Annotated in this window: 19 protein-coding genes and 1 riboswitch; of the genes, 16 read left to right on the top strand and 3 right to left on the bottom strand. The window is 72.5% G+C overall.

The genetic code is table 11. The features are described from left to right. Positions 1–60 precede the first annotated feature (60 nt). Positions 61–1,185, bottom strand: a complete 1,125-nt coding sequence (gene gcvT, locus ACIP84_RS23920; RefSeq protein ID WP_355969967.1) for a glycine cleavage system aminomethyltransferase GcvT — start codon at positions 1,183–1,185, stop codon at positions 61–63. 186 nt (positions 1,186–1,371) lie between these two features. Continuing rightward, positions 1,372–1,470, bottom strand: a riboswitch (glycine riboswitch). Between the two features lie 151 nt (positions 1,471–1,621). Here gcvT and ACIP84_RS23915 point away from each other — a divergent pair. The 11 genes from ACIP84_RS23915 to ACIP84_RS23865 all read left to right on the top strand — a co-directional run bounded on the left by ACIP84_RS23915 (position 1,622) and on the right by ACIP84_RS23865 (position 15,091). Continuing rightward, on the top strand, positions 1,622–2,284 hold the full coding sequence (locus ACIP84_RS23915) for an AAA family ATPase (RefSeq protein ID WP_401800112.1): 663 nt from the start codon (positions 1,622–1,624) through the stop codon (positions 2,282–2,284). A gap of 237 nt (positions 2,285–2,521) precedes the next feature. Further along, positions 2,522–3,262 carry an enhanced serine sensitivity protein SseB gene (locus ACIP84_RS23910; protein WP_355969962.1) on the top strand — a complete coding sequence of 247 codons (741 nt, stop codon included), beginning with the start codon at positions 2,522–2,524 and terminating at the stop codon, positions 3,260–3,262. A 112-nt stretch (positions 3,263–3,374) separates the two neighbouring features. Beyond that, positions 3,375–4,166, top strand: coding sequence for an enhanced serine sensitivity protein SseB C-terminal domain-containing protein (locus ACIP84_RS23905; protein ID WP_355969960.1), 792 nt, complete (start codon positions 3,375–3,377; stop codon positions 4,164–4,166). Between the two features lie 361 nt (positions 4,167–4,527). Beyond that, positions 4,528–5,550, top strand: a complete 1,023-nt coding sequence (locus ACIP84_RS23900; protein WP_355969957.1) for an ABC transporter permease — start codon at positions 4,528–4,530, stop codon at positions 5,548–5,550. Positions 5,551–5,659: 109 nt separating this feature from the next. Then, positions 5,660–7,423 carry an ABC transporter substrate-binding protein gene (locus ACIP84_RS23895; protein ID WP_073912650.1) on the top strand — a complete coding sequence of 588 codons (1,764 nt, stop codon included), beginning with the start codon at positions 5,660–5,662 and terminating at the stop codon, positions 7,421–7,423. A gap of 114 nt (positions 7,424–7,537) precedes the next feature. Beyond that, on the top strand, positions 7,538–8,536 hold the full coding sequence (locus tag ACIP84_RS23890) for an ABC transporter permease (protein ID WP_355970390.1): 999 nt from the start codon (positions 7,538–7,540) through the stop codon (positions 8,534–8,536). Beyond that, positions 8,533–9,636, top strand: coding sequence for an ABC transporter ATP-binding protein (locus ACIP84_RS23885; protein ID WP_266969520.1), 1,104 nt, complete (start codon positions 8,533–8,535; stop codon positions 9,634–9,636). Before ACIP84_RS23890 ends, ACIP84_RS23885 begins: the two co-directional genes overlap by 4 nt. A gap of 8 nt (positions 9,637–9,644) precedes the next feature. Further along, positions 9,645–10,781, top strand: a complete 1,137-nt coding sequence (locus ACIP84_RS23880) for a dipeptide ABC transporter ATP-binding protein (RefSeq protein ID WP_355970394.1) — start codon at positions 9,645–9,647, stop codon at positions 10,779–10,781. 1,135 nt (positions 10,782–11,916) lie between these two features. Beyond that, positions 11,917–12,594 carry a trimeric intracellular cation channel family protein gene (locus tag ACIP84_RS23875; protein ID WP_355969789.1) on the top strand — a complete coding sequence of 226 codons (678 nt, stop codon included), beginning with the start codon at positions 11,917–11,919 and terminating at the stop codon, positions 12,592–12,594. Between the two features lie 23 nt (positions 12,595–12,617). Continuing rightward, entirely contained in the window at positions 12,618–13,508 is an 891-nt protein-coding gene (locus tag ACIP84_RS23870) for a thioesterase family protein (RefSeq protein WP_401800107.1), read from the top strand. A gap of 419 nt (positions 13,509–13,927) precedes the next feature. Continuing rightward, complete coding sequence (locus ACIP84_RS23865; RefSeq protein WP_355969785.1) at positions 13,928–15,091, top strand: cysteine desulfurase family protein; 1,164 nt, start codon at positions 13,928–13,930, stop codon at positions 15,089–15,091. 137 nt (positions 15,092–15,228) lie between these two features. On the opposite strand, the gene ACIP84_RS23860 is transcribed toward ACIP84_RS23865, so the two are convergent. After that, on the bottom strand, positions 15,229–15,924 hold the full coding sequence (locus ACIP84_RS23860) for an N-acetylmuramoyl-L-alanine amidase (protein ID WP_355969784.1): 696 nt from the start codon (positions 15,922–15,924) through the stop codon (positions 15,229–15,231). A 61-nt stretch (positions 15,925–15,985) separates the two neighbouring features. Between ACIP84_RS23860 and mnmA the strand changes: the two genes are divergently transcribed. Continuing rightward, positions 15,986–17,173: a tRNA 2-thiouridine(34) synthase MnmA gene (mnmA, locus tag ACIP84_RS23855; protein WP_401800103.1), complete on the top strand. Its 1,188-nt coding sequence runs from the start codon at positions 15,986–15,988 to the stop codon at positions 17,171–17,173. Between the two features lie 197 nt (positions 17,174–17,370). Here the strand turns inward: mnmA and ACIP84_RS23850 are convergent, their stop codons facing one another. Further along, positions 17,371–18,159: an alpha/beta fold hydrolase gene (locus ACIP84_RS23850; RefSeq protein WP_401800100.1), complete on the bottom strand. Its 789-nt coding sequence runs from the start codon at positions 18,157–18,159 to the stop codon at positions 17,371–17,373. A 97-nt stretch (positions 18,160–18,256) separates the two neighbouring features. On the opposite strand from ACIP84_RS23850, the gene ACIP84_RS23845 reads away from it, so the two are divergent. From ACIP84_RS23845 to ligA, 4 genes are read left to right on the top strand one after another with little or no spacing between them, the layout of a single operon-like run. Further along, a complete protein-coding gene (locus tag ACIP84_RS23845) occupies positions 18,257–18,796 on the top strand; it encodes a TIGR00730 family Rossman fold protein (protein WP_355969775.1) in 540 nt (179 codons plus the stop codon). Positions 18,797–18,803: 7 nt separating this feature from the next. Next, positions 18,804–19,502: an SDR family oxidoreductase gene (locus ACIP84_RS23840; protein ID WP_355969772.1), complete on the top strand. Its 699-nt coding sequence runs from the start codon at positions 18,804–18,806 to the stop codon at positions 19,500–19,502. A gap of 2 nt (positions 19,503–19,504) precedes the next feature. Then, positions 19,505–20,521 carry a methionine synthase gene (locus ACIP84_RS23835; protein WP_355969770.1) on the top strand — a complete coding sequence of 339 codons (1,017 nt, stop codon included), beginning with the start codon at positions 19,505–19,507 and terminating at the stop codon, positions 20,519–20,521. A 32-nt stretch (positions 20,522–20,553) separates the two neighbouring features. Then, the gene (gene ligA / locus ACIP84_RS23830; protein ID WP_355969767.1) at positions 20,554–22,734 is read left to right on the top strand and encodes an NAD-dependent DNA ligase LigA; all 2,181 of its coding nucleotides are present in this window, start codon (positions 20,554–20,556) and stop codon (positions 22,732–22,734) included. Positions 22,735–22,825 lie beyond the last annotated feature (91 nt).

Here is a 22,825-nt window from a genome sequence, read left to right as displayed (position 1 = left end):
TCGAGGGAGTGCTGATGAACGTGGGTCTTGCGGGGTGAGACGCGAAGTGAGACGGATACGTCACTTCTGGCGCTTGTAGAACGGCAGCGCGACGACCTCGTAGGGCTCGTGGGTACCGCGGATGTCCACACCTACACCCTGGGTGCCGGGCTCGGCGTGCGCCGCGTCCACGTACGCCATCGCGATCGGCTTTCCGAGGGTCGGCGACGGGGCTCCGGAGGTGACCTCGCCGATCACCACGCCGTCCTTGACGACGGAGAAGCCGGCGCGCGGGACCCGGCGGCCCTCGGCGACCAGACCGACGAGCTTGCGCGGCGGGGCGGACTCGGCGCGCTCGGCGGCCTTCTCCAGGGCCTCACGGCCGACGAAACGGCCGTCGTTGGTCGTCTTCTCGAACTTCACGACCCGGCCGAGGCCCGCGTCGAAGGGGGTCAGCGCGGTGGTCAGCTCGTGGCCGTACAGCGGCATGCCCGCCTCCAGGCGGAGCGTGTCCCGGCAGGACAGGCCGCAGGGGATCAGACCGACCGGCGCGCCGGCCTCGGTCAGCGCCTTCCAGACGCCCTCGGCGTGCTCGGGCTTCAGGAACAGCTCGAAGCCGTCCTCGCCGGTGTAGCCGGTACGGGCGATCAGCGCGGGCACACCGGCGACCGTGCCGGGCAGGCCGGCGTAGTACTTCAGACCGTCCAGGTCGGCGTCGGTGAGCGACTTCAGGATGCCGGGGGACTCCGGGCCCTGGACCGCGATCAGGGCGTACGCGTCGCGGTCGTCCCGCACCTCGGCGTCGAAGCCCGCCGCTCGCTCGGTCAGCGCGTCCAGGACGGTCTGCGCGTTCGAGGCGTTGGCGACGACCATGTACTCCGTCTCGCCGAGGCGGTAGACGATCAGGTCGTCGAGGATGCCGCCGTCCTCCTGGCAGATCATCGTGTAGCGGGCGCGGCCGACGCCCACCGTGGAGATGTTGCCGACCAGGGCGTGGTCGAGGAGCTCCACGGCCTGCGGCCCCGTGACGGTGATCTCCCCCATGTGGGAGAGGTCGAAGAGACCCGCCTTGGTGCGGACGGCGAGGTGCTCGTCCCGCTCGCTGGCGTAGCGGAGCGGCATGTCCCAGCCCGCGAAGTCGGTCATGGTCGCGCCCAGCGAACGATGCAGCGCATCGAGGGCGGTCAGACGGGGGGCAGTGCTCATGGGGTGGCTCCCGGGTCCCAAGGGCGGTTCGGTGACGAAACACATGACGGGCGAGGACGTCCTCCCCATCTGTCATGGAACCTGAGAGGTTCACCGAGAGCATCTCGTCGCCGGGAGACCGGCACCGAGAGTTCGGCTTGCACCTTGGGTGGGGACACGGCAGGGTGTCCCGCTTTTCAGATCTGCCTCATCCACGCGGTACGGGGCCTGAGAGATTCAAGGGAGGGTCTTGCTCCTTCGGCGTCCGGACACGTACGGCGTCCGGAACTCTCCCGCGCGGATTCGAGCGGCCGGTATGCGATTGTGTGGCGACTGTGCGCGCCTGGCGCGCACATCATTGCACGCGAGGTCGGCGCGGCACATCGCTTGTGTCCCATTACCGCTTCTTTACACTTTGTGGGCAAGGGTCTTCCCAGGCCCGGCAGGGGGAGAAGCGATGAGGTTCCAGCACACCGGCGCGTACGCGCCGAGTACCGGCATACCGTCCCAGCGAGCCCGTGCCAGGACCCGCGGCCGCGGGCGGCTCCTGCGCGACCTGCGCGAGCGCGGCGGCCGAGGCCCCCGCGCCCTCACCTTCGCCGCCGGCGACCTGGTGGTGGTCTCCGGGCTGCCCGGCAGCGGCAAGTCCACCCTCATGCGGCGCGCCGCCGAGGGCGCCGGCATCGACTCCCAGGACACCCGGGAGCGCTGGGAGGCCCGGATGCCCCGCCTGCTGCCGTACGCCGTCTACCGCCCGCTGGTCCGGATCGCGCACTACGCGGGGCTGCGCCGCGCCCTGCGGTCCGGCGCCGGAGTGATCGTCCACGACTGCGGCACCCAGTCCTGGGTGCGGGGCTGGCTCGCCCGGGAGGCCCGCCGCCGCGGTCGCTCCCTCCATCTGGTCCTGCTCGACGTCGACCCGGACACCGCCCGTGCGGGCCAGCAGGCCCGCGGCCGGGGCGTCTCGTCGTACGCCTTCGCCCGGCACCGGCGGGCCGTCGGCCGGCTCGTCGCGGCGGCGGAGTCCGGCCGGCTGCCGCACGGCTGCGCCTCCGCCACCCTGCTCGACCGGGACGCGGCGGACACCCTGCGGAAGATCGGCTTCCGCGGGGCGGCCTGAGACGGGCTCCCGCCCCGTCCGCAGGTAGGGGACGAGGTGGGGCGCCGCGATGTGCGCCGGGGCGCCCGACACGCGGCCGCGTCCCCCGCCGGGGGGCCCGGCGCCGGCCGCTGTGACGTACGCCGCTGTCCAGGTGTGCCCGTACCCCTCCTTTTGGCCACGGCGGCGCCGGGGCGGCGTTAGGGTGCTGCCGGGGCGGCCGGTACGGCAGGCCGTGCGAGAAGGGGAAACGGGACCGTGGACGTGACGTGGCCGGGCAACGAGCTCGAAGAGGTCCTTGCCGCCTCCCTCGGCAACCCCGCGGCGGGCGCCCGCCTGGTCGAGGTCCTCGGCCGCAGCCCGGTCTGGGTGCCCCTGCCCAACGGCGGCGGACCCGACAGCCCGAACCTGGACCTCGCCACCATGGAGATCGACGGCGCGGCGTACGTCCCCGTCTTCAGCTCCGAGGAGCAGTTCCTCGCCTGCGTCGGCAGCCACATGTCGTTCACCGTCGCCCCGGCCCGTGACTTCGCCCGCGGTCTGCCCCCGCAGCTCGGCATCGCCGTGAACCCCGGCGGCGTCGTCGGCGTCCCGCTGCCCCCGCCGGCCGTCGCCGAGCTCTGCCGCGTCGGCCGCACCCCGCTGGACGGGCCCGCCACCGGCGGCCGCGTCCGGCTCTTCGAGCCCGACTGGCAGGACGACCCGGTCGACTTCCTCGCCGCCGCGTCCGCCGAGTTCGAGGCCACCGGCGTCGTCACCACCGCCCGCCGGGCGCTCGCCAGCGTCGAGGGCACCGAACCCGCCCTCTTCGTCGGCGTGCAGCTCGCCGCCTGGGACGGCGTCGACCGCAACGCGCCGCTGGACGCCCTCGGCCGCGCCCTCGGCCGCGTCGAATGCGCCTGGCCGGTCAACCTCATCCTGCTCGACATGGCACAGGACCCGGTCGGCGACTGGATGCTGGAGCGGGTGCGCCCCTTCTACCAGCGCGCCGCCGTGTGACGGACGGCCTGTTTAAGCTGAACTTCTCGACAGCAGGACGGACGTCGTCAGGACGGACGCCAGGGACGGACGTCGGAACAGACGTGGTGACGGAAGAGGGGCGGGACCCAGGGTGAGCGCGTCAGGCACCGCGGCGACCGGACAGGTCGAGCACATGCTGCGCCAGGTGGCACCCGGACGCTACGACGCGTACGAGCAGTTGCTGCACGCCCTCGCCGACGGCGAGCTCTGGATGCTGCTCTGGCACGGCTCGCCCGGCTCGTCCGACGCCCAGTACGGGAACATGGAGGTCGACGGCTTCGGCTACGCGCCCTGCGTCACCTCCGCCCAGGAACTCGCCGCCTCGGGCTGGCACCGCGCCCACGAGCTCGTCACCGGCCGGGAGATCGCCCGCGCCCTCTACCCCGACCGCTGGGGCGTCTGGCTGAATCCGCACGCCCCCGGCGGTGGCGTCGGCATCCCCTGGGCCGACCTGCGCCGGATCGCCACCGGCCTCGACCGGATGCCCGCCGGGCCGCTCCGGGTCACCGAGCCCACCCTGGAGATCCCGCAGTTCTACGCCCTGCTCACGCAGAACGCGCACCGCACCCCGGCCGTCCGGGCACTGCGCCGCGGCTGGGTGCAGCCCGCCCTCGGCTCCCCGTACCTCGTCATCGGTCTCGACCTGTACGACACCTCGCAGGCGGCCGTCGACACGGTCCGCGCGATGATGCGCCAGTCCATCGGATCCGTACCCGAGGGGCTGCCCGTCTCGACGGTCGCCCTCTCCGACGCGTACGACCCGGTGGCGCTCTGGCTGCGGGCGAACGGCCGCCCGTTCTACGACCGCGAGGCGCACGCCGGACGCGGATCGGCGCCCGTTCCGGGGTACGGATACCCGCCCCCGGCGCCGTCCGGATACTGAGACGTACCCCTGATCGCCCTCGCCCCACCAGCCTCCGGAGCTCGCTCCGGAGGCTTTCGTTCGCCCCAATTGAGGAGCCCGAACGCCTAGTTGAGGGGACATGTCCGATTGGGGGGAAGAGGACCCGAGATGGTCCGCTCACGTGATCGCGACGTCCGGATAACGGAAGTCGCAGCACCGCATCACGTTTGAGCAAACATTCCTCGTCAGGGCTGGCGGGTGATCACAAGCGCATTGAAGACTCCCCGGAACACCGGGCGTCGGCTCCTTTCGAGCAGGTGCCCAGCAGGTTGTTCCACCGAGCCGCTACCCGCGGCGGGCAAGGGCCGGCTACCGGCGGCCGAGAGGGGTCCTCACCACGATGACGGCACCACTGCACGAGAAGAGTGCGGGCGAGGCGACCGCCACCGTCGATGGCGCGCCCGACGCCCCCGGCACTCCCGACGGCGCCCCCGCCAAGGCGATCGAGGGCCGCTCGCCCTGGCAGATCGCCTGGACCCGCCTCAAGCGCGACAAACTGGCCCTCGCGGGCGCCTTCATCGTCGTCTTCCTCGTCCTCGTCGCGATCTTCGCGCCGGTCATCGTGGGCCTCCTCGGCCACCCGCCGGACGAGTTCCACGAGGACCAGATCGACCCGCTGTTCGGCACCCCGATCGGTTCCTGGGGCGGCGTCAGCTCCGACTTCCTCTTCGGAGTCGAGCCCGTCAACGGCCGCGACGTCTTCAGCCGCATCGTCTACGGTGCCCGGATCTCCCTGCTCGTCGCCTTCCTCGCGGCGGTCTTCGCCGTCGTCCTCGGCACGATCCTCGGCATCATCGCCGGCTACTTCGGCGGCTGGATCGACGCGGCCCTCAGCCGCGTCATGGACGTGATGCTCGCCTTCCCGCAGCTGCTCTTCACGATCGCCCTGGTCTCCGTCCTGCCGAACCAGCTCCTCGGCCTCGACGGCTCAGGCGTCCGCATCGCCGCCCTGGTGCTCGTCATCGGCTTCTTCGGCTGGCCGTACGTGGGCCGCATCGTCCGCGGCCAGACCCTCTCGCTGCGCAACCGCGAGTACGTCGAGGCCGCCCAGAGCCTCGGAGCCGGCCGCCTCTACATCCTGCGCCGCGAGCTGCTGCCGAACCTGATCGCCCCGATCACGGTCTACGCGACCCTCATGATCCCCACCAACATCCTCACCGAAGCGGCGCTCAGCTTCCTCGGTGCCGGTGTGAAGCCGCCCACGGCCTCCTGGGGACAGATGCTGTCGACGGCCATCACCACCTACGAGTCGGATCCGCTGTTCATGGTGATCCCCGGCTTCGCGATCTTCATCACCGTTCTGGCGTTCAACCTCTTCGGCGACGGCGTGCGTGACGCGCTCGACCCGAAGGGCTCCCGCTGACCGTTCGCCGACGACCCGCACGACCCGCCCCTGCCGCTGGCGACAGGAGGCTGAACCCCAATCGGCGGACCGCCGTACGGCCGCCACTATCCCGGAGGTTGCTGGACCCATGCTGAAGAGCTCTCAGCGCAGAATCGCCGCGGGCGCGCTGCTCGCGGCGGCCACGATGGTCGTCACCACCGCATGCGGTGGCGGCACCGGCGACAGCGGCGACAAGGGCAAGGGCGGTGCGCCCGGCTTCAACGCCGGTGTGAACAAGGTCGCCAACGCCTCCGACAAGAAGGGCGGCGAGCTGAAGTTCATCGGCTCGCAGGAGGCCGACTCGTGGGACCCGCAGCGCGGCTACTACGGCTTCGTGTGGGACTTCGCGCGCTACTACACGCGTCAGCTGGTCACCTTCAAGGCCGAGCCGGGCGCCGCCTCCACCGAGCTCGTCCCGGACCTCGCCACCGACGCCGGCAAGGTCTCGGCCGACGGCCTCACCTACACCTTCACGCTGAAGGACGGGGTGACCTGGGAGGACGGCAAGCCGATCACCTCCAAGGACATCAAGTACGGCATCGAGCGCATCTGGGCCCAGGACGTCATCTCCGGCGGCCCGATCTACCTCCAGCAGGTCCTCGACCCCAAGGGCGAGTACAAGGGTCCCTACAAGGACACCTCCGCGGACAAGCTCGGCCTCAAGGCGATCGAGACCCCGGACGACAAGACCATCATCTTCAAGCTGCCGGTCGCCAACGGTGACTTCCTGCAGATGCTGGCCATGCCCGCCGCCTCCCCGGTCCGCCAGGACAAGGACACCAAGGCCAAGTACGGCCTGAAGCCCTTCTCCTCCGGCCCGTACAAGTGGCAGTCGTACACCCCGAACAAGTCCATCAAGCTCGTCCGCAACGACAAGTGGGACGCCAAGACGGACACCGTCCGCAAGGCCCTCCCGGACAGCGTCAGCGTCACGTTCACCACGAACGCCGACGACATGGACAACCGCCTCGTCGAGGGCGAGTACGACCTCGACATCAACGCCACGGGCGTCGGCGCCTCCGCCCGCCAGAAGGTGCTCCAGCAGCACAAGGGCAACGTCGACAACCCGCAGACGGGCTTCATCCGCTACGCGGTCTTCCCGCAGACGGTGATCCCCAACATCGACTGCCGCAAGGCCATCATCTACGCGGCCGACTCCAAGTCCCTCCAGACCGCCCGTGGCGGCCCGCAGGCCGGTGGCGACATCGCCTCCAACATGCTGCCGCCGGCGATCAAGGGTGCCGACCCGAAGGCCGACCCGTACGGCAAGCTCGGTGGCGCCCCGGACCTGGCCAAGGCCAAGGACGCGCTCAAGAAGTGCGGCAAGCCGAACGGCTTCAAGACCACGATCGCGGTCCGCAACAACAAGAAGATCGAGATCGCGACCGCCGAGTCCCTCCAGCAGTCGCTGAAGGCCGTCGGCATCGAGGCCGAGATCGACCAGTTCGACGGCGCCCAGACGTCCGGCATCATCGGTTCGCCGAAGGTCGTCAAGGACAAGGGCTACGGCATCATCATCATGGGCTGGGGCGCCGACTTCCCGTCGGGCCAGGGCTTCCTCCAGCCGCTGGTCGACGGCCGCTTCATCCTGCAGAGCGGCAACAACAACTTCTCCGAGCTGAACGACAAGGCCGTCAACGGCCTCTTCGACCAGGCCCTGAAGGAGACCGACCCGGTCAAGGCCGGCGAGCTCTACAAGCAGATCAACACGAAGGTGTCGGAGGCCGCGGTCTACCTGCCCTTCACCCACGAGAAGAACATCATCTGGCGCAGCTCCCGGCTGACCAACGTCTACACGGCGGACGCCTACAACGGCCGCTACGACTACGCGTCGCTCGGCGTCGTCAAGTAATCCGACCCGTTCCACCGGCGCACCACCCGCCGCCAGGTCCGAAGGGCAGGTGATGGCCGAGGGCGGCGGCCGGGGGACCCGATCGGGTCCCCCGGCCGCCGACCGGCCGACCGCATGCTTGCATACATAGTCCGGCGACTCTTCGCGGTCGTCGTGATGCTGCTCGTCGTCACACTCGTGACGCTCAGCATCTTCTTCCTCATACCCAAGCTGACCGGCAGCGACCCTGCCGCGATGTTCGTCGGCAAGCAGGCGGATCCGGCATCCATCGAGGCCGTCCGGCAGAAACTGGGCCTGGACGAGCCGATCCTGGTGCAGTTCTGGCACTTCGTCTCCGGCATCTTCGTCGGTCGCGACTACACCGGTGGCGGCGACACCATCCACTGCGCGGCGCCCTGCTTCGGCTACTCGTTCCGCACCGAGCAGGACGTCTCGTCGATGCTGGTCGACGCCTTCCCCGTCACCCTCTCCATGGTCATCGGCGCCGCCGTGCTGTGGCTGATCCTGGGTGTCTCCACGGGCGTCGTCTCCGCGCTCAAGCGGGGCACGATCATCGACCGCGCGGCCATGATCACCGCGCTCGCCGGTGTCTCGCTGCCCATCTTCTTCACCGCCATGCTGGCGATGCTGATCTTCCGCACCCAACTGGGCTGGCTCAACGCCTCGTACACGCCGATCACCGAGTCCGTCGGCGGCTGGTTCGGCGGCCTGCTGCTGCCCTGGGTGACCCTCGCCTTCCTGTACGCGGCGATGTACGCGCGGCTCACCCGCGCCACCATGCTGGAGGTCCTCGGCGAGGACTACATCCGCACCGCGCGGGCGAAGGGCCTTCCGGAGTCCGTCGTGCTCGGCAAGCACGCCATGCGCTCCACCATGACCCCCATCCTGACCATCTTCGGCATGGACCTCGGCGCCCTCGTCGGCGGCGCGATCCTGACCGAGACCGCGTTCAGCCTCCACGGCCTCGGCGGCCTCGCCATCAAGGGCGTCAGCGAGCGCGACCTGCCGCTGATCCTGGCCGTCACGCTCATCACCGCGGCGTGCGTCGTCATCGCCAACCTCGTCGTGGACCTGCTGTACGCCGTGATCGACCCCCGAGTGAGGCTCGCATGACGGACAAGCTGACGAAGACCGGCGCGGCGGTGGGAGAACCCGTCGCCACCGGGTCCGCCCCCTCCGACGCCTTCCTCGACGTGCGCGACCTGAAGATCCACTTCCCGACCGACGACGGTCTGGTCAAGTCGGTCGACGGTCTCAGCTTCCAGCTGGAGAAGGGCAAGACCCTCGGCATCGTGGGCGAGTCCGGCTCCGGCAAGTCGGTCACCTCGCTCGGCATCATGGGCCTGCACACCGTCGGCCAGTACGGCCGGCAGAAGGCGAAGATCTCGGGCGAGATCTGGCTCGACGGCCGGGAGCTGCTCTCGGCCGACCCGGACGAGGTCCGCAGGATGCGCGGCCGCGACATGGCGATGATCTTCCAGGACCCGCTGTCCGCGATGCACCCGTACTACACGGTCGGCAACCAGATCGTGGAGGCGTACCGCGTCCACCACGACGTCGACAAGAAGACGGCGCGCAAGCGGGCCGTCGAACTCCTCGACCGGGTCGGCATCCCCGAGCCGGCCAAGCGGTTCGACAACTACCCGCACGAGTTCTCCGGCGGCATGCGCCAGCGCGCGATGATCGCCATGGCGCTCGTCAACAACCCCGCGCTGCTCATCGCCGACGAGCCGACCACCGCGCTCGACGTGACCGTGCAGGCCCAGATCCTGGACCTGATGCGGGACCTCCAGAAGGAGTTCGGCTCCGCGGTCGTCATCATCACCCACGACCTCGGCGTCGTCGCCGAGCTCGCCGACGACATCCTCGTGATGTACGGCGGGCGCTGCGTCGAGCGCGGACCGGCCGAGTCCGTCTTCTACGAGCCGCAGCACCCCTACACCTGGGGCCTGCTCGGCTCGATGCCGAGGATCGACCGCGAGCAGACCGAGCGGCTCATCCCGGTGAAGGGCAACCCGCCCAGCCTCATCAACATCCCGAGCGGCTGCGCCTTCAACCCCCGCTGCCCGTACGCGGACGTCCCCAAGGGCGGCATCACGCGCACCCGGCGACCGGAGCTCGCGCCGGCCGGGGACCGCCACTTCTCGGCCTGTCACATGCCGCAGGAGGAGCGGACCCGTATCTGGACCGAAGAGATTGCGCCGAAACTGTGAGCGAGACCATGGAACCCCTCCTCAAGGTCACCGGCCTGAAGAAGCACTTCCCCATCAAGAAGGGGCTTCTCCAGCGGCAGACCGGCGCGGTCAAGGCGGTCGACGGGATCGACTTCGAGGTCCTGCCCGGTGAGACCCTCGGCGTCGTCGGCGAGTCCGGCTGCGGCAAGTCCACGATGGGCCGCTTGATCACCCGGCTCCTCGAACCGACCGGCGGCACGGTCGAGTTCCAGGGCAAGGACATCTCGCATCTCGGCGTCTCGGGCATGCGTCCGTTCCGCCGGGACATCCAGATGATCTTCCAGGACCCGTACGGCTCGCTGAACCCGCGCCACACGGTCGGCACGATCGTCTCGGCCCCCTTCAAGCTCCAGGGCGTGGAGCCCGAGGGCGGCGTGAAGAAGGAGGTCCAGCGCCTGCTCGGCCTCGTCGGCCTCAACCCGGAGCACTACAACCGCTACCCGCACGAGTTCTCCGGCGGTCAGCGCCAGCGCATCGGCATCGCCCGCGCGCTGGCCCTGAAGCCGAAGCTCGTGGTGGCGGACGAGCCGGTCTCGGCCCTGGACGTCTCCATCCAGGCCCAGGTGGTCAACCTCCTGGACGACCTCCAGCAGGAGCTCGGCCTCACGTACGTGATCATCGCGCACGACCTGTCGGTCATCCGGCACGTCTCGGACCGCATCGCGGTGATGTACCTGGGCAAGATCGTGGAACTCGCGGACCGCAAGTCCCTCTACGAGAACCCGATGCACCCGTACACCCGCGCCCTCATGTCGGCGGTCCCGATCCCGGACCCCCGCCGGCGGGGCGCGAAGAGCGACCGCATCCTCCTGACGGGCGACGTCCCGTCCCCGATCGCCCCGCCGCCGGGCTGCCGCTTCAACACCCGCTGCTGGAAGGCCACGGACGTCTGCCGCACGGCGGAACCCCCGCTGGTCGAACTCCGCCCGGGCCAGCGAGTGGCCTGCCACCACCCGGAGAACGCGGAGTCCCTGACGATCCCGGGGGCAAGGGAGTCGGTGGAGATCACGAAGCCGAAGGCGGAGACACAGCCCGCTCCGAACCCGGAGACGCCGTCCGAGCCGAAGACGCCGGAGTCGCCGGCGGACCCGGCCGCCGCCGAGGACGACGCACCGAAGGCGTGACCAAGGGGAAGCCCCCGGCACCGAAAGGCACCGGGGGCTTCCGCGCGCCCGGCTGCAAGAGAGGCCCGGGGCCCGGGCCTCGGGTCCCGCCTCAGGCCCGGACGCGGCCTCCGACCGGGCCTCAGGCCCGGCATGGTCCTGGCCAGGCCCGGGGCCGGGGCTGACGTCGACCCCGGCCCCGGCCCTGACGTCGACCCCAGCCCCGGCCCGGGCTGGCCCTGGCCCCTGCCCCGGCCTGGCCCAGGGCGTGGCCCTGGCCTCGACCCCGGGCGTGGCCCTGGCCCCTGGCTGGCCCCGGCCCTGACCTCGACCCCGGCCCTGACGTCGACCCCAGCCTCGGCCCCGGGCTGGCCCTGGCCTCGGCCCCGGCCCCTGCCCCTGCCTCGCCCCGGCCCTGGCCCCCTGCCCCGCCCTGGCCACGGGCGTGGCCCTGGCCCTGGCCTCGACCCCGGGCGTGGCCCTGGCCCCTGGCTGGCCCCGGCCCCGGCCCCGGCCCTGACCTCGACCCCGGCTCCGGGCCTTGCCTCGGCCCCGGGCTGGCCCCGGCCCTGGCCCCGGCCCCGGCCCTGGCCCTGGCCCTGGCCCTGGCCCTGGCCCCGGCCCCGGCCACGGGCTGGCCCAGGGGCACCTGCCCCGCCCGGGCCCCTGCCCCGCCTCGCCCGGGCCCCTGCCCCGCCTCGCCCGGGCCCCTGCCCCGCCCCGCCCGGGCCCCTGCCCCGCCCCGGCCCGGGGCCCCTGCCCCGGCCCTGGCCCCGGCCCCGGGCGTGGCCAGGGCTCGCCCCCGGCCCCCCGGCCTCCCCCGACCCCCCGGTCCCGGCGGGCTCCCCGCCCGCCTTGCCGGGCGTGCCCGCCCGGCCGGGCCGTGGCGCACGGGGGGTCGGGGGCGGAGCCCCCGGTCCCGTCAGGGTTTCGGGAAGGGGTGGGGTGGGGGAGTCTCCGCCCCGCGCAGCGCCACCCGCCCCGCGCCCCACCCCGCCCGCCGCGCCGCCCGCCGCGCCCCACCCCACCCGCCGCGCGCAGCGCCACCCGCCGCGCCACCCGCCGCGCCACCCGCGGGAGCCGGGGGCTCCGGGGGCCCAGCCCCCGGGCGGGGAGCCCCCGCGGCCCCCGCGGGAACTACCGGCACAATTGGCCGGTGCTCCACAACCTGTTCACCCCCTCCGTCCAGCACGCCCTCGACCTCGTCGGCATCTTCGTCTTCGCCATCTCCGGCGCCCTCCTCGCCGTCCGCAAGAACTTCGACGTCTTCGGCATCGCCGTCCTCGCCGAGGTCACCGCCCTCGGCGGCGGGCTCTTCCGCGACCTGATCATCGGCGCCGTACCGCCCGCCGCCTTCACCGATCTCGGCTACTTCCTCATGCCCCTGGTCGCCGCGGGCCTCGTCTTCTTCCTCCACCCGGAGGTCGAGCGCACCCAGAACGCCGTCAACGTCTTCGACGCCGCCGGCCTGGGCCTCTTCTGCGTGACGGGTACGACGAAGGCGTACGAGTACGGGCTCGGCCTCACCTCCTCCGCCGTGCTGGGTCTCGCGACGGCCGTCGGCGGCGGCGTCCTGCGCGACGTGCTCGCCAACGAGGTGCCGTCGCTGCTGCGCTGGGACCGGGACCTGTACGCCGTCCCCGCGATCGTCGGGGCCGCGATGGTCGTGCTCTGCATCCGTTTCGACCTGCTCAACGCCTGGACCAGCGGCACTGCCGTCCTCACCGCCTTCCTGCTCCGCCTGCTCGCGATGCGCTACCACTGGCGCGCGCCCCGCGCCTGGAACCGGCGGTCCTCCGCGCGTGAGGAAACAGAAAAAGCTACCGCTCAGTAGCTTCCTGGGGTACCGTCGGAAACATGAGCACGAGCATCGAGACCCCCGTCGCGGCGAGCGAGCGCGGACGCGAGGGCGAGCGCGACGACGAGCGCGCGTACGAGTTCGACCGCGACACCGCCGTCACCCTCCGGGAGCCCGGTGTCTACGACACCGACCTCTCCGCGGGCTGGACGATCATCCACGCGGTCAACGGCGGCTACCTCCTCGCTCTGCTCGGCCGCGCCCTCGGCGACCACCTCCCGCACCCCGACCCGTTCACGATCTCGGCGCACTACCTCACGCCGTCCGTGCCGGGCCCCGCGGTGATCAGGACGGAGACCGTCCGCACCGGCCGCACGCTCTCCACCGGCCAGGCCTCCCTCTTCCAGTACGCGGAGGACGGCACCGAGGTCGAGCGCATCCGGGTGCTCGCCTCGTACGGCGACCTCGACACGCTCTCCGACGACGTCCGCACCACCGCGACGCCCCCGGCGATGGCCGCCATCGAGAACTGCTTCTCCGCCTCCGACGGCCCGACCCCGGCGATCCCCGGCTCCTCGGCGATCGCCGACCGGCTCGACCTGCGCCTCGACCCGGCCTGCGTCGGCTGGGCGGTCGGCGCGCCGTCCGGCAAGGGCGAGATGCGCGCGTGGTTCGGCCTCGCGGACGGCCGTGAGCCGGACGCGCTGTCGCTGCTCCTGACGGTCGACGCACTGCCGCCGACCTCCTTCGAGCTGGGCCTGAAGGGCTGGACCCCGACCGTCGAGCTCACCACCCACGTCCGCTGCCGCCCGGCCCCGGGCCCGCTGCGGGTCTCCATCACCACCCGCAACCTCGCCGGCGGCTTCCTGGAGGAGGACGCGGAGGTCTGGGACAGCGCCGACCGTCTGGTGGCGCAGTCCCGGCAGCTGGCCCGCGCGCCGCGCGCCTGACGCGGTTCCGGCTCAGACCCCGAGCCGGAACGCGCCGTCGGCGACGACAGGGTCCTTACGCCCCGGGGCCGCACACCCCGGAGCGCGTACGGCCCGGAGCGCGTACGGCCCGGTCCCGATCCCGGTCCCGAAGGGGACCGATCGGCTCCGGGGCGGTCCCGGACGTGACCCGTCGGGCCACGTCCGGGACCCGAGGACGCCCCGCGCCGCAGGGGTTCCGTGCCCGGGTTCCGGTCCCCGGCCCCGCCCGCCCGGCCAGTGCCCGGCCAGTGCCCGGCCAGGGTGTGGCCAGAGCCCGGCCGGGGCACAGCGAGGCCCCGGCCGGGGCCCGGCCCCTGCCCCCGGCCCCCGCCGCGCCCGGGGGCGTAAACCGGCCACCCGCCAGGGCCGGGGGAACGGGCTCGTAGAATCGACCCACCATGGCTTACCTCGACCACGCCGCGACCACGCCCATGCTGCCCGAGGCGATCGAGGCGATGACCGCCCAGCTCGCCGTCACGGGCAACGCCTCCTCCCTGCACGCCGCCGGACGGCGGGCCCGGCGGACCGTCGAGGAGGGCCGCGAGACGCTCGCCGCCGCGCTCGGCGCGCGGCCGAGCGAGGTCGTCTTCACCTCCGGCGGCACCGAGGCGGACAACCTCGCCGTGAAGGGCCTCTACTGGGCCCGCCGCGACGCCGACCCCCGCCGCACCCGCGTCCTCGCCAGCCCGGTGGAGCACCACGCCGTGCTCGACGCCGTCGACTGGCTCGCCACCCACGAGGGTGCCGACGTCGAGTACCTGCCGGTCGACCGGTACGGCCGCGTGCACCCCGAGGCCCTGCGCGAGGCCGTCGCCCGCGACCCCGACTCCGTCGCCCTGGCCACCGTCATGTGGGCCAACAACGAGATCGGCACCGTCATGCCGGTCCGCGAACTGGCCGACGTCGCGGCCGAGTTCGGCGTACCGCTGCATGCCGACGCCGTCCAGGCCGTCGGTCAGATCGAGGTCGACTTCGCCGCCTCGGGACTCGCCGCGATGACCGTCTCCGGTCACAAGATCGGCGGCCCCTACGGCATCGGCGCCCTGCTCCTGGGCCGCGAGCACACCCCCGTACCCGTCCTGCACGGCGGCGGTCAGGAGCGGCACGTCCGCTCCGGCACCCTCGACGTGCCGGCCGTCGCCGCCTTCGCGGTCGCCGCCCGGCTCGCCACCGAGCGGCGCGAGGAGTTCGCCCGGGAGGTGGGCGCGCTGCGCGACGAGCTCGTGGCCGAGGTCCGGGCACTCGTCCCCGACGTGATCCTCGGCGGGGACCCCGTCGAGCGGCTCCCCGCCAACGCCCACTTCACCTTCCCCGGCTGCGAGGGCGACTCCCTGCTCCTGCTGCTCGACGCGGCCGGGATCGCCTGCTCCACCGGCTCCGCCTGCACCGCGGGCATCGCGCAGCCGAGCCATGTCCTCCTCGCCACCGGCACCGATCCGGACCTGGCCCGGGGCACCCTGCGCTTCTCGCTCGGCCACACCTCCTCCAAGGAGGACGTCGCGGCGGTCGCGGACGCGATCGGCCCCGCCGTGGAACGGGCCAGGACCGCAGGCCTCAGCTGACCCGCGCCGGATGCCCGCGCGACCCGCGCCCGAGGCGCGGCAAGCCGGCCCGCGCGAGGCACCGGTAAGCGAGCCCGCCCGAGGCACCGGTAAGCGAGGCACGTACGCGAGCCCGCGCGCGACCGCTTCGAAGACGCTCAGGCGCGGGTCTTCGACGCCTCCCGCACCAGCTTGAGATAGCGGTCCCAGTCCCAGTGCGGACCGGGGTCGGTGTGGTCGGTGCCCTCGACCTCGACGTGTCCGATGACGTGCTCCCGGTCCACGGGTATCCCGTACCGGGCGCATATGTCGGCCGTCAGCCGCGCCGACCCCGCGTACATCGCCGCCGTGAAGTCCTGCGGCCGGTCGACGAAGCCCTCGTGCTCGATGCCGATGCTCCGCTCGTTCATGTCGCGGCTCCCGGCGTGGAACGCGACGTCGAGCTCCCGGATCATCTGCGCCACATGCCCGTCCTTGCGGACCACGTAGTGCGCGGCGGCCCCGTGCCCGGGGTCCTTGAAGACCTTCAGGGCGGTCGCGTAACTGCCCTGGACGACATGGATCACGACCCGGTCGATCCGGTAGTCGTCCGGCCGGTCGGCCCGCCGCCAGTTCGCCCGCGACGCCGAGGTCCACTCCGCGGCACGGTGGTCGAGCTCGCCCTCGACCCTCTTCTTCTCCATCCCCGGCAGCCGCCACCAGGCACGCGCCAGCTCCTCCCTGGCCAGTGCCGCCGTCCCCAGGACGGCGACGCCCCCGCCGAGCAGCACCGCGCGCCGCCCCACCCGTCTGCCGGACCCGCCGGCCCTTCCCGAACCGCCGGACCCGCCCGTGCCCCTCGCCTTGCTCCCCATGCCACCGAGAACGCTTACTACCGCGACGGTGGTTCCCGGCGCCCCGTACCCTGGTAGGGCTATGACTCAGACTCCGCCCCCGCGCCCCCAGAGCCGTCCCCTCCGGGTCCTTGCCGCCATGTCCGGCGGAGTGGACTCCGCCGTCGCCGCAGCCCGCGCCGCAGAGGCCGGCCACGACGTCACCGGCGTGCACCTCGCCCTCTCCGCGAACCCGCAGTCCTTCCGCACGGGAGCGCGCGGCTGCTGCACGATCGAGGACTCCCGCGACGCCCGCCGGGCGGCCGACGTCATCGGCATCCCGTTCTACGTCTGGGACCTCGCCGAGCGCTTCCGCGAGGACGTCGTGGACGACTTCGTCGCGGAGTACGAGGCCGGCCGTACGCCCAACCCGTGCCTGCGCTGCAACGAGAAGATCAAGTTCGCCGCGCTGCTCGACAAGGCGCTCGCCCTCGGCTTCGACGCGGTCTGCACCGGTCACTACGCGACGGTCGTCCTGAACGAGGACGGCACCCGCGAGCTGCACCGCGCCTCCGACATGGCGAAGGACCAGTCGTACGTGCTCGGTGTGCTCGACGAGAAGCAGCTCGCGCACGCGATGTTCCCGCTGGGCGACACGCTCACCACCAAGGACGAGATCAGGGCGGAGGCGGAGCGGCGCGGGCTCGCGGTCGCGAAGAAGCCCGACAGCCACGACATCTGCTTCATCGCCGACGGCGACACCCAGGGCTTCCTCGCCTCCCGCCTGGGCAAGGCGGAGGGCGACATCGTCGACGAGGCCGGTGCGAAGGTCGGCAGCCACGAGGGCGCGTACGGCTTCACCATCGGCCAGCGCAAGGGCCTGCGGATCGGACACCCGGCCGCCGACGGCAAGCCCCGCTACGTCCTGGACATCTCGCCGGTGAACAACACGGTGACGGTGGGCCCCGTCGAGGCGCTCGACGTCACCGCCCTGACCGCGATCAAGCCGCGCTGGTGCGGCACCGCCCCGGAGGGCGAGGGCCGTTACACGGCCCAGCTCCGCGCCCACGGCGGCGAGACGGCGGTGACGACCTCCCTGACGGACGGCGAACTGACGGTCGCCTTCGACGAGCCGGTCCGCGGGGTGGCCCCGGGCCAGGCGATCGTGCTGTACGACGGCACGCGCGTGGTCGGCTCGGCCACGATCGCGACGACGACCCGCCGCACGACGACGCCGGAACCGGCGACCACGGCCACACCTGCGACGACGGCCGCCCCGGCGACGGCGTAGCCCCACCCCGCCAGGGCCTCACCCCGCCCGCCCCGGGACCCGACCCACCCGTCCGGCCCGGCTCGGTCCGGGCCCCGGACGCCCCTTCCGGCCGATCACGGCCGGTCAGCTCATGGCCATGATCCGACAGGTCCGATCAGGATCGGTCGCGGGGCGTCCCGGCCGCGGCGGCGACGCCGTCGGTTCGCCGGACTGTCCTAGGCCGCCTCCGCGGGCTCCCGCTCGTCCGTGAGGAACTCCTCCAGGACCGGGGCGAGGACATGCGGGGCCACGTCGTGCGTCTGGCCCGTCAACGTGCGGTGCCGGCCCCGGGGGAGGGCCTCCGTCAGGGCGCGGGCCGCCTGCCGGACGTCCCCCGGGCTCACACCCCCGTCGACCACCAGCACGCGCGCGTGGACCCCGGCCAGGAGCCGCTCCGGCACCGTCCCGTCGCCGAGGACGGCGGCGTCGTACGCCAGGGTGTGCGCCAGCTCCACGACCCCGGGCCGCAGCCCCGCGGGCACCGTCGACTCCGCCAGGAACAGGTCGAGCGCCTCCGCCCGCCGCCCCCTGTCGAGCAGCACGGCCACCCGCCGCCCCCGCTCGGCGGCCGCCGCCGAGAACGGCGGCTCGAACACCGACACCGCCCCGGCCGGCAGCCCGGCGGCCACCGCGGCGAGGACCAGCGCGCCCCCGGTGCCCATCCCGTGCAGCGCCGCACCGGGCCCCGCCTCCCCGACGACCGCGGCCAGGTCCTCGATCTCCCGCTCCACCGCGTACGGCCCCGTGTCGCCGCTCCCACCGCGGCCCCTGCGGTCGTACGCCACGACCGAGAAGCGCCGGGCCAGTAACCCGCCCAGCGCACGCTCGCCCGCGGCCGTCCCCAGCGCGCCGCTCACCAGGACGAGCGGCGGCCCGTCCCCGTACCGCTCGTACGCGATCGGCGTCCCGTCCCGCGACACGACCCGTCCCCGAACCCCGCCCGGTGTGGTGCTCACCTCGTCCATGGCAGGTGAGACCCGACCGCTCACCGGAACTCATCGCCGTACGACGGGATTTCTCGGAGAAAGATGGAAGCCGCTGGTCAGGGCCTACCGTGGGGCCATGAACATCTGCGTCTTCCTCTCCGCGGCCGACCTGGACGAGCGCTACACGGCCCCGGCCCGCGACTTCGCGCGGCTCCTCGGCAAGGCCGGCCACACCCTGGTCTGGGGCGGCTCCGACACCGGCCTGATGAAGGTGGTCGCCGACGGCGTCCAGGAGGCCGGCGGGCGGCTCGTGGGCGTCTCCGTCGACTTCCTCGCCCACAAGGCCCGCCCGAACGCCGACGAGATGGTCGTCGCCAAGGACCTGGCCGAGCGCAAGGCGCTCCTCCTCGCCAAGTCCGACGCGGTCGTGGTCATGGTCGGCGGCACCGGCACCCTCGACGAGGCCACCGAGATCCTGGAGCTGAAGAAGCACGGCAAGCACAGCAAGCCGGTCGTCCTGCTCAACACGGCCGGCTTCTACGACGGGCTGCAGGCCCAGTTCCGCCGGATGGAGGAGGAGGGCTTCCTGCCGCTCCCCCTCGCCGGCCTCGTCCTCTTCGCCGACGACGCCCCGACGGCCCTCACCCACCTGGAGGAGAACATCGCCGCCCGCTGATGCGAGCATGGGGCCCATGGCTACACATGTGATCACCGGAGCCGGTTCCGGCATCGGCGCGGCCGTCGCGCGCCGCCTCCACGCGCGCGGGGACGACCTCGTGCTCCACGCGCGCGACGCGGGGCGGGCCAAGGAGCTCGCCGCGCAGTTCCCCGGCGCCCGGACGCTCGTCGGGGACCTCGCCGACCCGGACCGGCTCTCCTGGGCGTTCTCGCACCAGACCATGCCGGAGCGGGTGGACAGCCTGCTGCACATCGCGGGCGTCGTCGACCTCGGGCCGATCGGGGACCTCACCCCCAAGACCTGGCACCACCAGCTCAACGTCAACCTCGTCGCCCCGGCCGAGCTGACCCGGCACCTGCTGCCCCAGCTGCGCGTCTCCCAGGGCCACGTCGTCTTCGTGAACTCGGGCGCAGGGCTCGCCGCGCACGCCGAGTGGGGCGCGTACGCCGCCTCCAAGCACGGCCTCAAGGCCCTCGCCGACTCCCTGCGCCACGAGGAGCACGGCAACGGCGTACGGGTGACCTCGGTCTACCCGGGCCGTACCGCGAGCCCGATGCAGGCCAAGGTCCACTCCCAGGAGGGCAAGGAGTACGACCCGTCGCGGTGGATCGACCCCGAGTCGGTCGCGACGGCGATCCTCACCGCCGTCGACCTCCCGCGCGACGCGGAGATCAACGACCTCACCGTTCGTCCGGGACGCTAGACATGAGCGAGACGCAGGCCGAGGACGACCGTGTGCTCTGGGGGCCCGCCACCGGCGTCGGCTCCATGCCGGGCGGCGACGCCCGGGAGACGGCGAAGACCGTCACCGGGTCCTTCGAGGACTTCCCGTTCCTCGCGGAGCTGCCCGCCCGGGGTCCCGGCGCCGACATGATCGGCCGGACCATCGGGATGCTCGTCGACTTCTACGCGCACGTGGAGCCGAGCGGCTGGCGGATCAGCGACCGGCCCGGCCGCGACACCAAGCGCGCCCGGTCCTGGATGGGCGAGGACCTGGACGCCCTGGAGGAGTTCACCCAGGGGTACGAGGGACCGCTCAAGGTGCAGGCCGTGGGCCCCTGGACCCTCGCCGCGGCCCTGGAGCTGCGCGGCGGCGAGGCCGCCCTCGGCGACGCCGGTGCCTGCCGCGACCTGGTCGGCTCGCTCGCCGAGGGCCTCCACGAGCACCTCGCGGACCTGCGCAAGCGGATCCCCGGCGCCCGGGTCGTCCTCCAGCTCGACGAGCCCTCGCTGACCGCCGTCCTGCGCGGCCACGTCCGCACCGCCAGTGGCTACCGCACCTACCGGGCCGTCGACCGGCAGGTCGTGGAGAGCGCCCTGCGCGAGGTGGTCGCCGTCCACGACGGGCCGGTGGTCGTCCATTCCTGCGCCCCCGACGTGCCGTTCGCGCTGCTCCGGCGGGCCGGCGCCGCGGGTGTCTCGTTCGACTTCTCCCTGCTCACCGAGCGTGACGAGGACACGATCGGCGAGGCCGTGGAGGCCGGCACCAAGCTCTTCGCCGGTGTGGTGGCGTCCACCGACGGCCCATTGTCCGACCCGGGCGGTAGCGTCATGGGTGTCAGGACGCTGTGGCGCAGGCTGGGGCTGAATCCGGGGACTCTCGCCGAGTCCGTGGTCATCACTCCCACGTGCGGGCTCGCGGGCGCTTCGCCCGCCTACGCCCGTGCGGCGCTCGCCCACTGCGCCCGGGCGGCGAGATCGCTCGCGGACAACCCAGAGTGACCGGGTTTCGAGGCACGGGAGGACGGACGAAGGTGGCAGTCGAACAGGGGGCCCTGCCCGCCGAGGCACGGGAGAAGCACGCCGATCTGGCCGAGCAGGTCGAGGAGCACCGCTTCCGGTACTACGTGAAGGACCAGCCGGTCATCAGCGACGGCGACTTCGACAGGCTCCTGCGCGCCCTGGAGGCGCTGGAGGAGGAGTACCCGGAGCTGCGGACGCCGGACTCGCCGACCCAGAAGGTCGCGGGGCAGTACGAGACCGAGTTCACCTCCGTCGAGCACCGCGAGCGGATGCTCTCCCTCGACAACGCCTTCGACGACGAGGAGCTGGCCACCTGGGCCGAGCGGGTCGCGCGGGACGTCGGCACCCCCGACTTCCACTACCTGTGCGAGCTCAAGGTCGACGGCCTCGCGGTCAACCTCACGTACGAGCACGGGCGGCTCACCCGGGCCGCCACCCGCGGCGACGGACGCGCCGGCGAGGACATCACGCCCAACGTGCGCACGATCGCCGACATCCCGGAGCGGCTCCACGGGGACCGGATCCCGGACCTCGTGGAGATCCGCGGCGAGGTCTACTTCCCGATGGAGGCCTTCGAGGGGCTCAACGCCCGCCTGGTGGAGGCCGGTGACAAGCCCTTCGCCAACCCGAGGAACGCGGCGGCGGGTTCGCTCCGCCAGAAGGACCCCAAGGTCACCGCCTCCCGGCCGCTGCACATGGTCGTCCACGGCATCGGCGCCCGCGAGGGCTTCGACATCGACTGCCTCTCCCACGCGTACGAGCTGCTGCGCGAGTGGGGCCTGCCCACCGCCCGGCACAACAAGGTGGTCGGCTCCCTCGACGAGGTGCGGGAGTTCATCGCGTACTTCGGGGAGAACCGTCACTCCGTGGAGCACGAGATCGACGGCGTCGTCGTCAAGCTGGACGAGATCCCGCTCCAGGGCCGGCTCGGCTCCACCGCGCGCGCCCCGCGCTGGGCCATCGCCTGGAAGTACGCGCCTGAGGAGGTCAACACCAAGCTGATCGACATCAAGGTCGGCGTCGGCAGGACCGGCCGCGTCACCCCGTACGCGCAGGTGGAGCCGGTGACCGTGGCCGGCTCCGAGGTCGAGTTCGCCACCCTGCACAACCAGGAGGTCGTGAAGGCCAAGGGCGTCCTGATCGGCGACACCGTCGTGCTGCGCAAGGCCGGCGACGTCATCCCGGAGATCCTCGGGCCGGTCGCCGACCTGCGGGACGGCAGCGAGCGGGAGTTCGTGATGCCCGCCGAGTGCCCTGAGTGCGGGACGCCGCTGAAGGCGATGAAGGAGGGCGACATCGACCTCCGCTGCCCGAACGCCCGGACCTGCCCGGCGCAGCTGCGCGAGCGTCTCTTCTTCCTCGCCGGGCGCCAGTGCCTGGACATCGAGAGCTTCGGCAAGGTGGCCGCGGCGGCGCTCACCCGCCCCCTGGAGCCCGCCGAGCCGCCGCTCGCGGACGAGGGCGACCTCTTCGACCTGACGATCGAGCAGCTGCTGCCGATCAAGGCGTACGTCCTCGACCCGGACAGCGGACTGCCCCGGCGGGACCCGAAGACCGGCGAGGAGAAGATCGTCACGGTCTTCGCCAACCAGAAGGGCGAGCCGAAGAAGAACGCCCTGGCGATGCTGGAGAACATCGCGGCCGCCAAGACCCGCCCGCTGGCCCGCTTCATCAACGGCCTCTCCATCCGGCACGTGGGTCCGGTCGCGGCCGAGGCGCTGGCCCGCGAGTTCCGCTCGCTGGAGCGGATCGAGCAGGCGAGCGAGGAGGAGCTGGCGGCCGTCGACGGGGTCGGCGGGATCATCGCGACCGCGGTGAAGCAGTGGTTCTCCGAGGAGTGGCACCGCGAGATCGTGCGCAAGTGGCGCGCGGCCGGGGTCACTCTGGAGGACGAGGGCGCCGGGGAGGACGTCGGCCCGCGTCCGCTGGAGGGCCTCACGGTCGTGGTGACCGGGACCCTGGAGAAGTTCACCAGGGATGGCGCAAAAGAGTCCCTCCAGAGCCTCGGAGCGAAGGTGACCGGTTCCGTTTCGAAGAAGACAGCGTTCGTCGTCGTCGGTGAAAACCCTGGTTCGAAGTACGACAAGGCGATGCAGCTGAAGGTTCCGGTTCTGGACGAGGACGGCTTCGCGATCCTGCTCGAACAAGGGCCCGACGCCGCTCGGGAGGCCGCGGTCCCCGCCGCGCAGTAGCCACCCGCGGCCCGCCCGCACCCCTTCCTCCCCCTCCCGACGACCGTGCGACGGTCACCCGTTCGGCGCATACCAGATCGTTACGGGTGGC

Source organism: Streptomyces sp. NPDC088707 (assembly GCF_044752725.1).
Classification (GTDB): domain Bacteria; phylum Actinomycetota; class Actinomycetes; order Streptomycetales; family Streptomycetaceae; genus Streptomyces.
This window is presented reverse-complemented; position numbering and strand designations above follow the sequence as displayed.

Coding starts and splice junctions, on each gene's coding strand:
- ACIP84_RS23845 (WP_355969775.1), top strand. CDS start 18,257: ATGAACATCTGCGTCTTCCTCTCCGCGGCCGACCTGGACGAGCGCTAC.
- ACIP84_RS23850 (WP_401800100.1), bottom strand. CDS start 18,159: ATGGACGAGGTGAGCACCACACCGGGCGGGGTTCGGGGACGGGTCGTG.
- ACIP84_RS23870 (WP_401800107.1), top strand. CDS start 12,618: ATGAGCACGAGCATCGAGACCCCCGTCGCGGCGAGCGAGCGCGGACGC.
- ACIP84_RS23900 (WP_355969957.1), top strand. CDS start 4,528: ATGACGGCACCACTGCACGAGAAGAGTGCGGGCGAGGCGACCGCCACC.
- ACIP84_RS23890 (WP_355970390.1), top strand. CDS start 7,538: ATGCTTGCATACATAGTCCGGCGACTCTTCGCGGTCGTCGTGATGCTG.
- mnmA (WP_401800103.1), top strand. CDS start 15,986: ATGACTCAGACTCCGCCCCCGCGCCCCCAGAGCCGTCCCCTCCGGGTC.
- ACIP84_RS23895 (WP_073912650.1), top strand. CDS start 5,660: ATGCTGAAGAGCTCTCAGCGCAGAATCGCCGCGGGCGCGCTGCTCGCG.
- ACIP84_RS23860 (WP_355969784.1), bottom strand. CDS start 15,924: ATGGGGAGCAAGGCGAGGGGCACGGGCGGGTCCGGCGGTTCGGGAAGG.
- gcvT (WP_355969967.1), bottom strand. CDS start 1,185: ATGAGCACTGCCCCCCGTCTGACCGCCCTCGATGCGCTGCATCGTTCG.
- ACIP84_RS23865 (WP_355969785.1), top strand. CDS start 13,928: ATGGCTTACCTCGACCACGCCGCGACCACGCCCATGCTGCCCGAGGCG.
- ACIP84_RS23915 (WP_401800112.1), top strand. CDS start 1,622: ATGAGGTTCCAGCACACCGGCGCGTACGCGCCGAGTACCGGCATACCG.
- ACIP84_RS23880 (WP_355970394.1), top strand. CDS start 9,645: ATGGAACCCCTCCTCAAGGTCACCGGCCTGAAGAAGCACTTCCCCATC.
- ACIP84_RS23885 (WP_266969520.1), top strand. CDS start 8,533: ATGACGGACAAGCTGACGAAGACCGGCGCGGCGGTGGGAGAACCCGTC.
- ACIP84_RS23835 (WP_355969770.1), top strand. CDS start 19,505: ATGAGCGAGACGCAGGCCGAGGACGACCGTGTGCTCTGGGGGCCCGCC.
- ACIP84_RS23840 (WP_355969772.1), top strand. CDS start 18,804: ATGGGGCCCATGGCTACACATGTGATCACCGGAGCCGGTTCCGGCATC.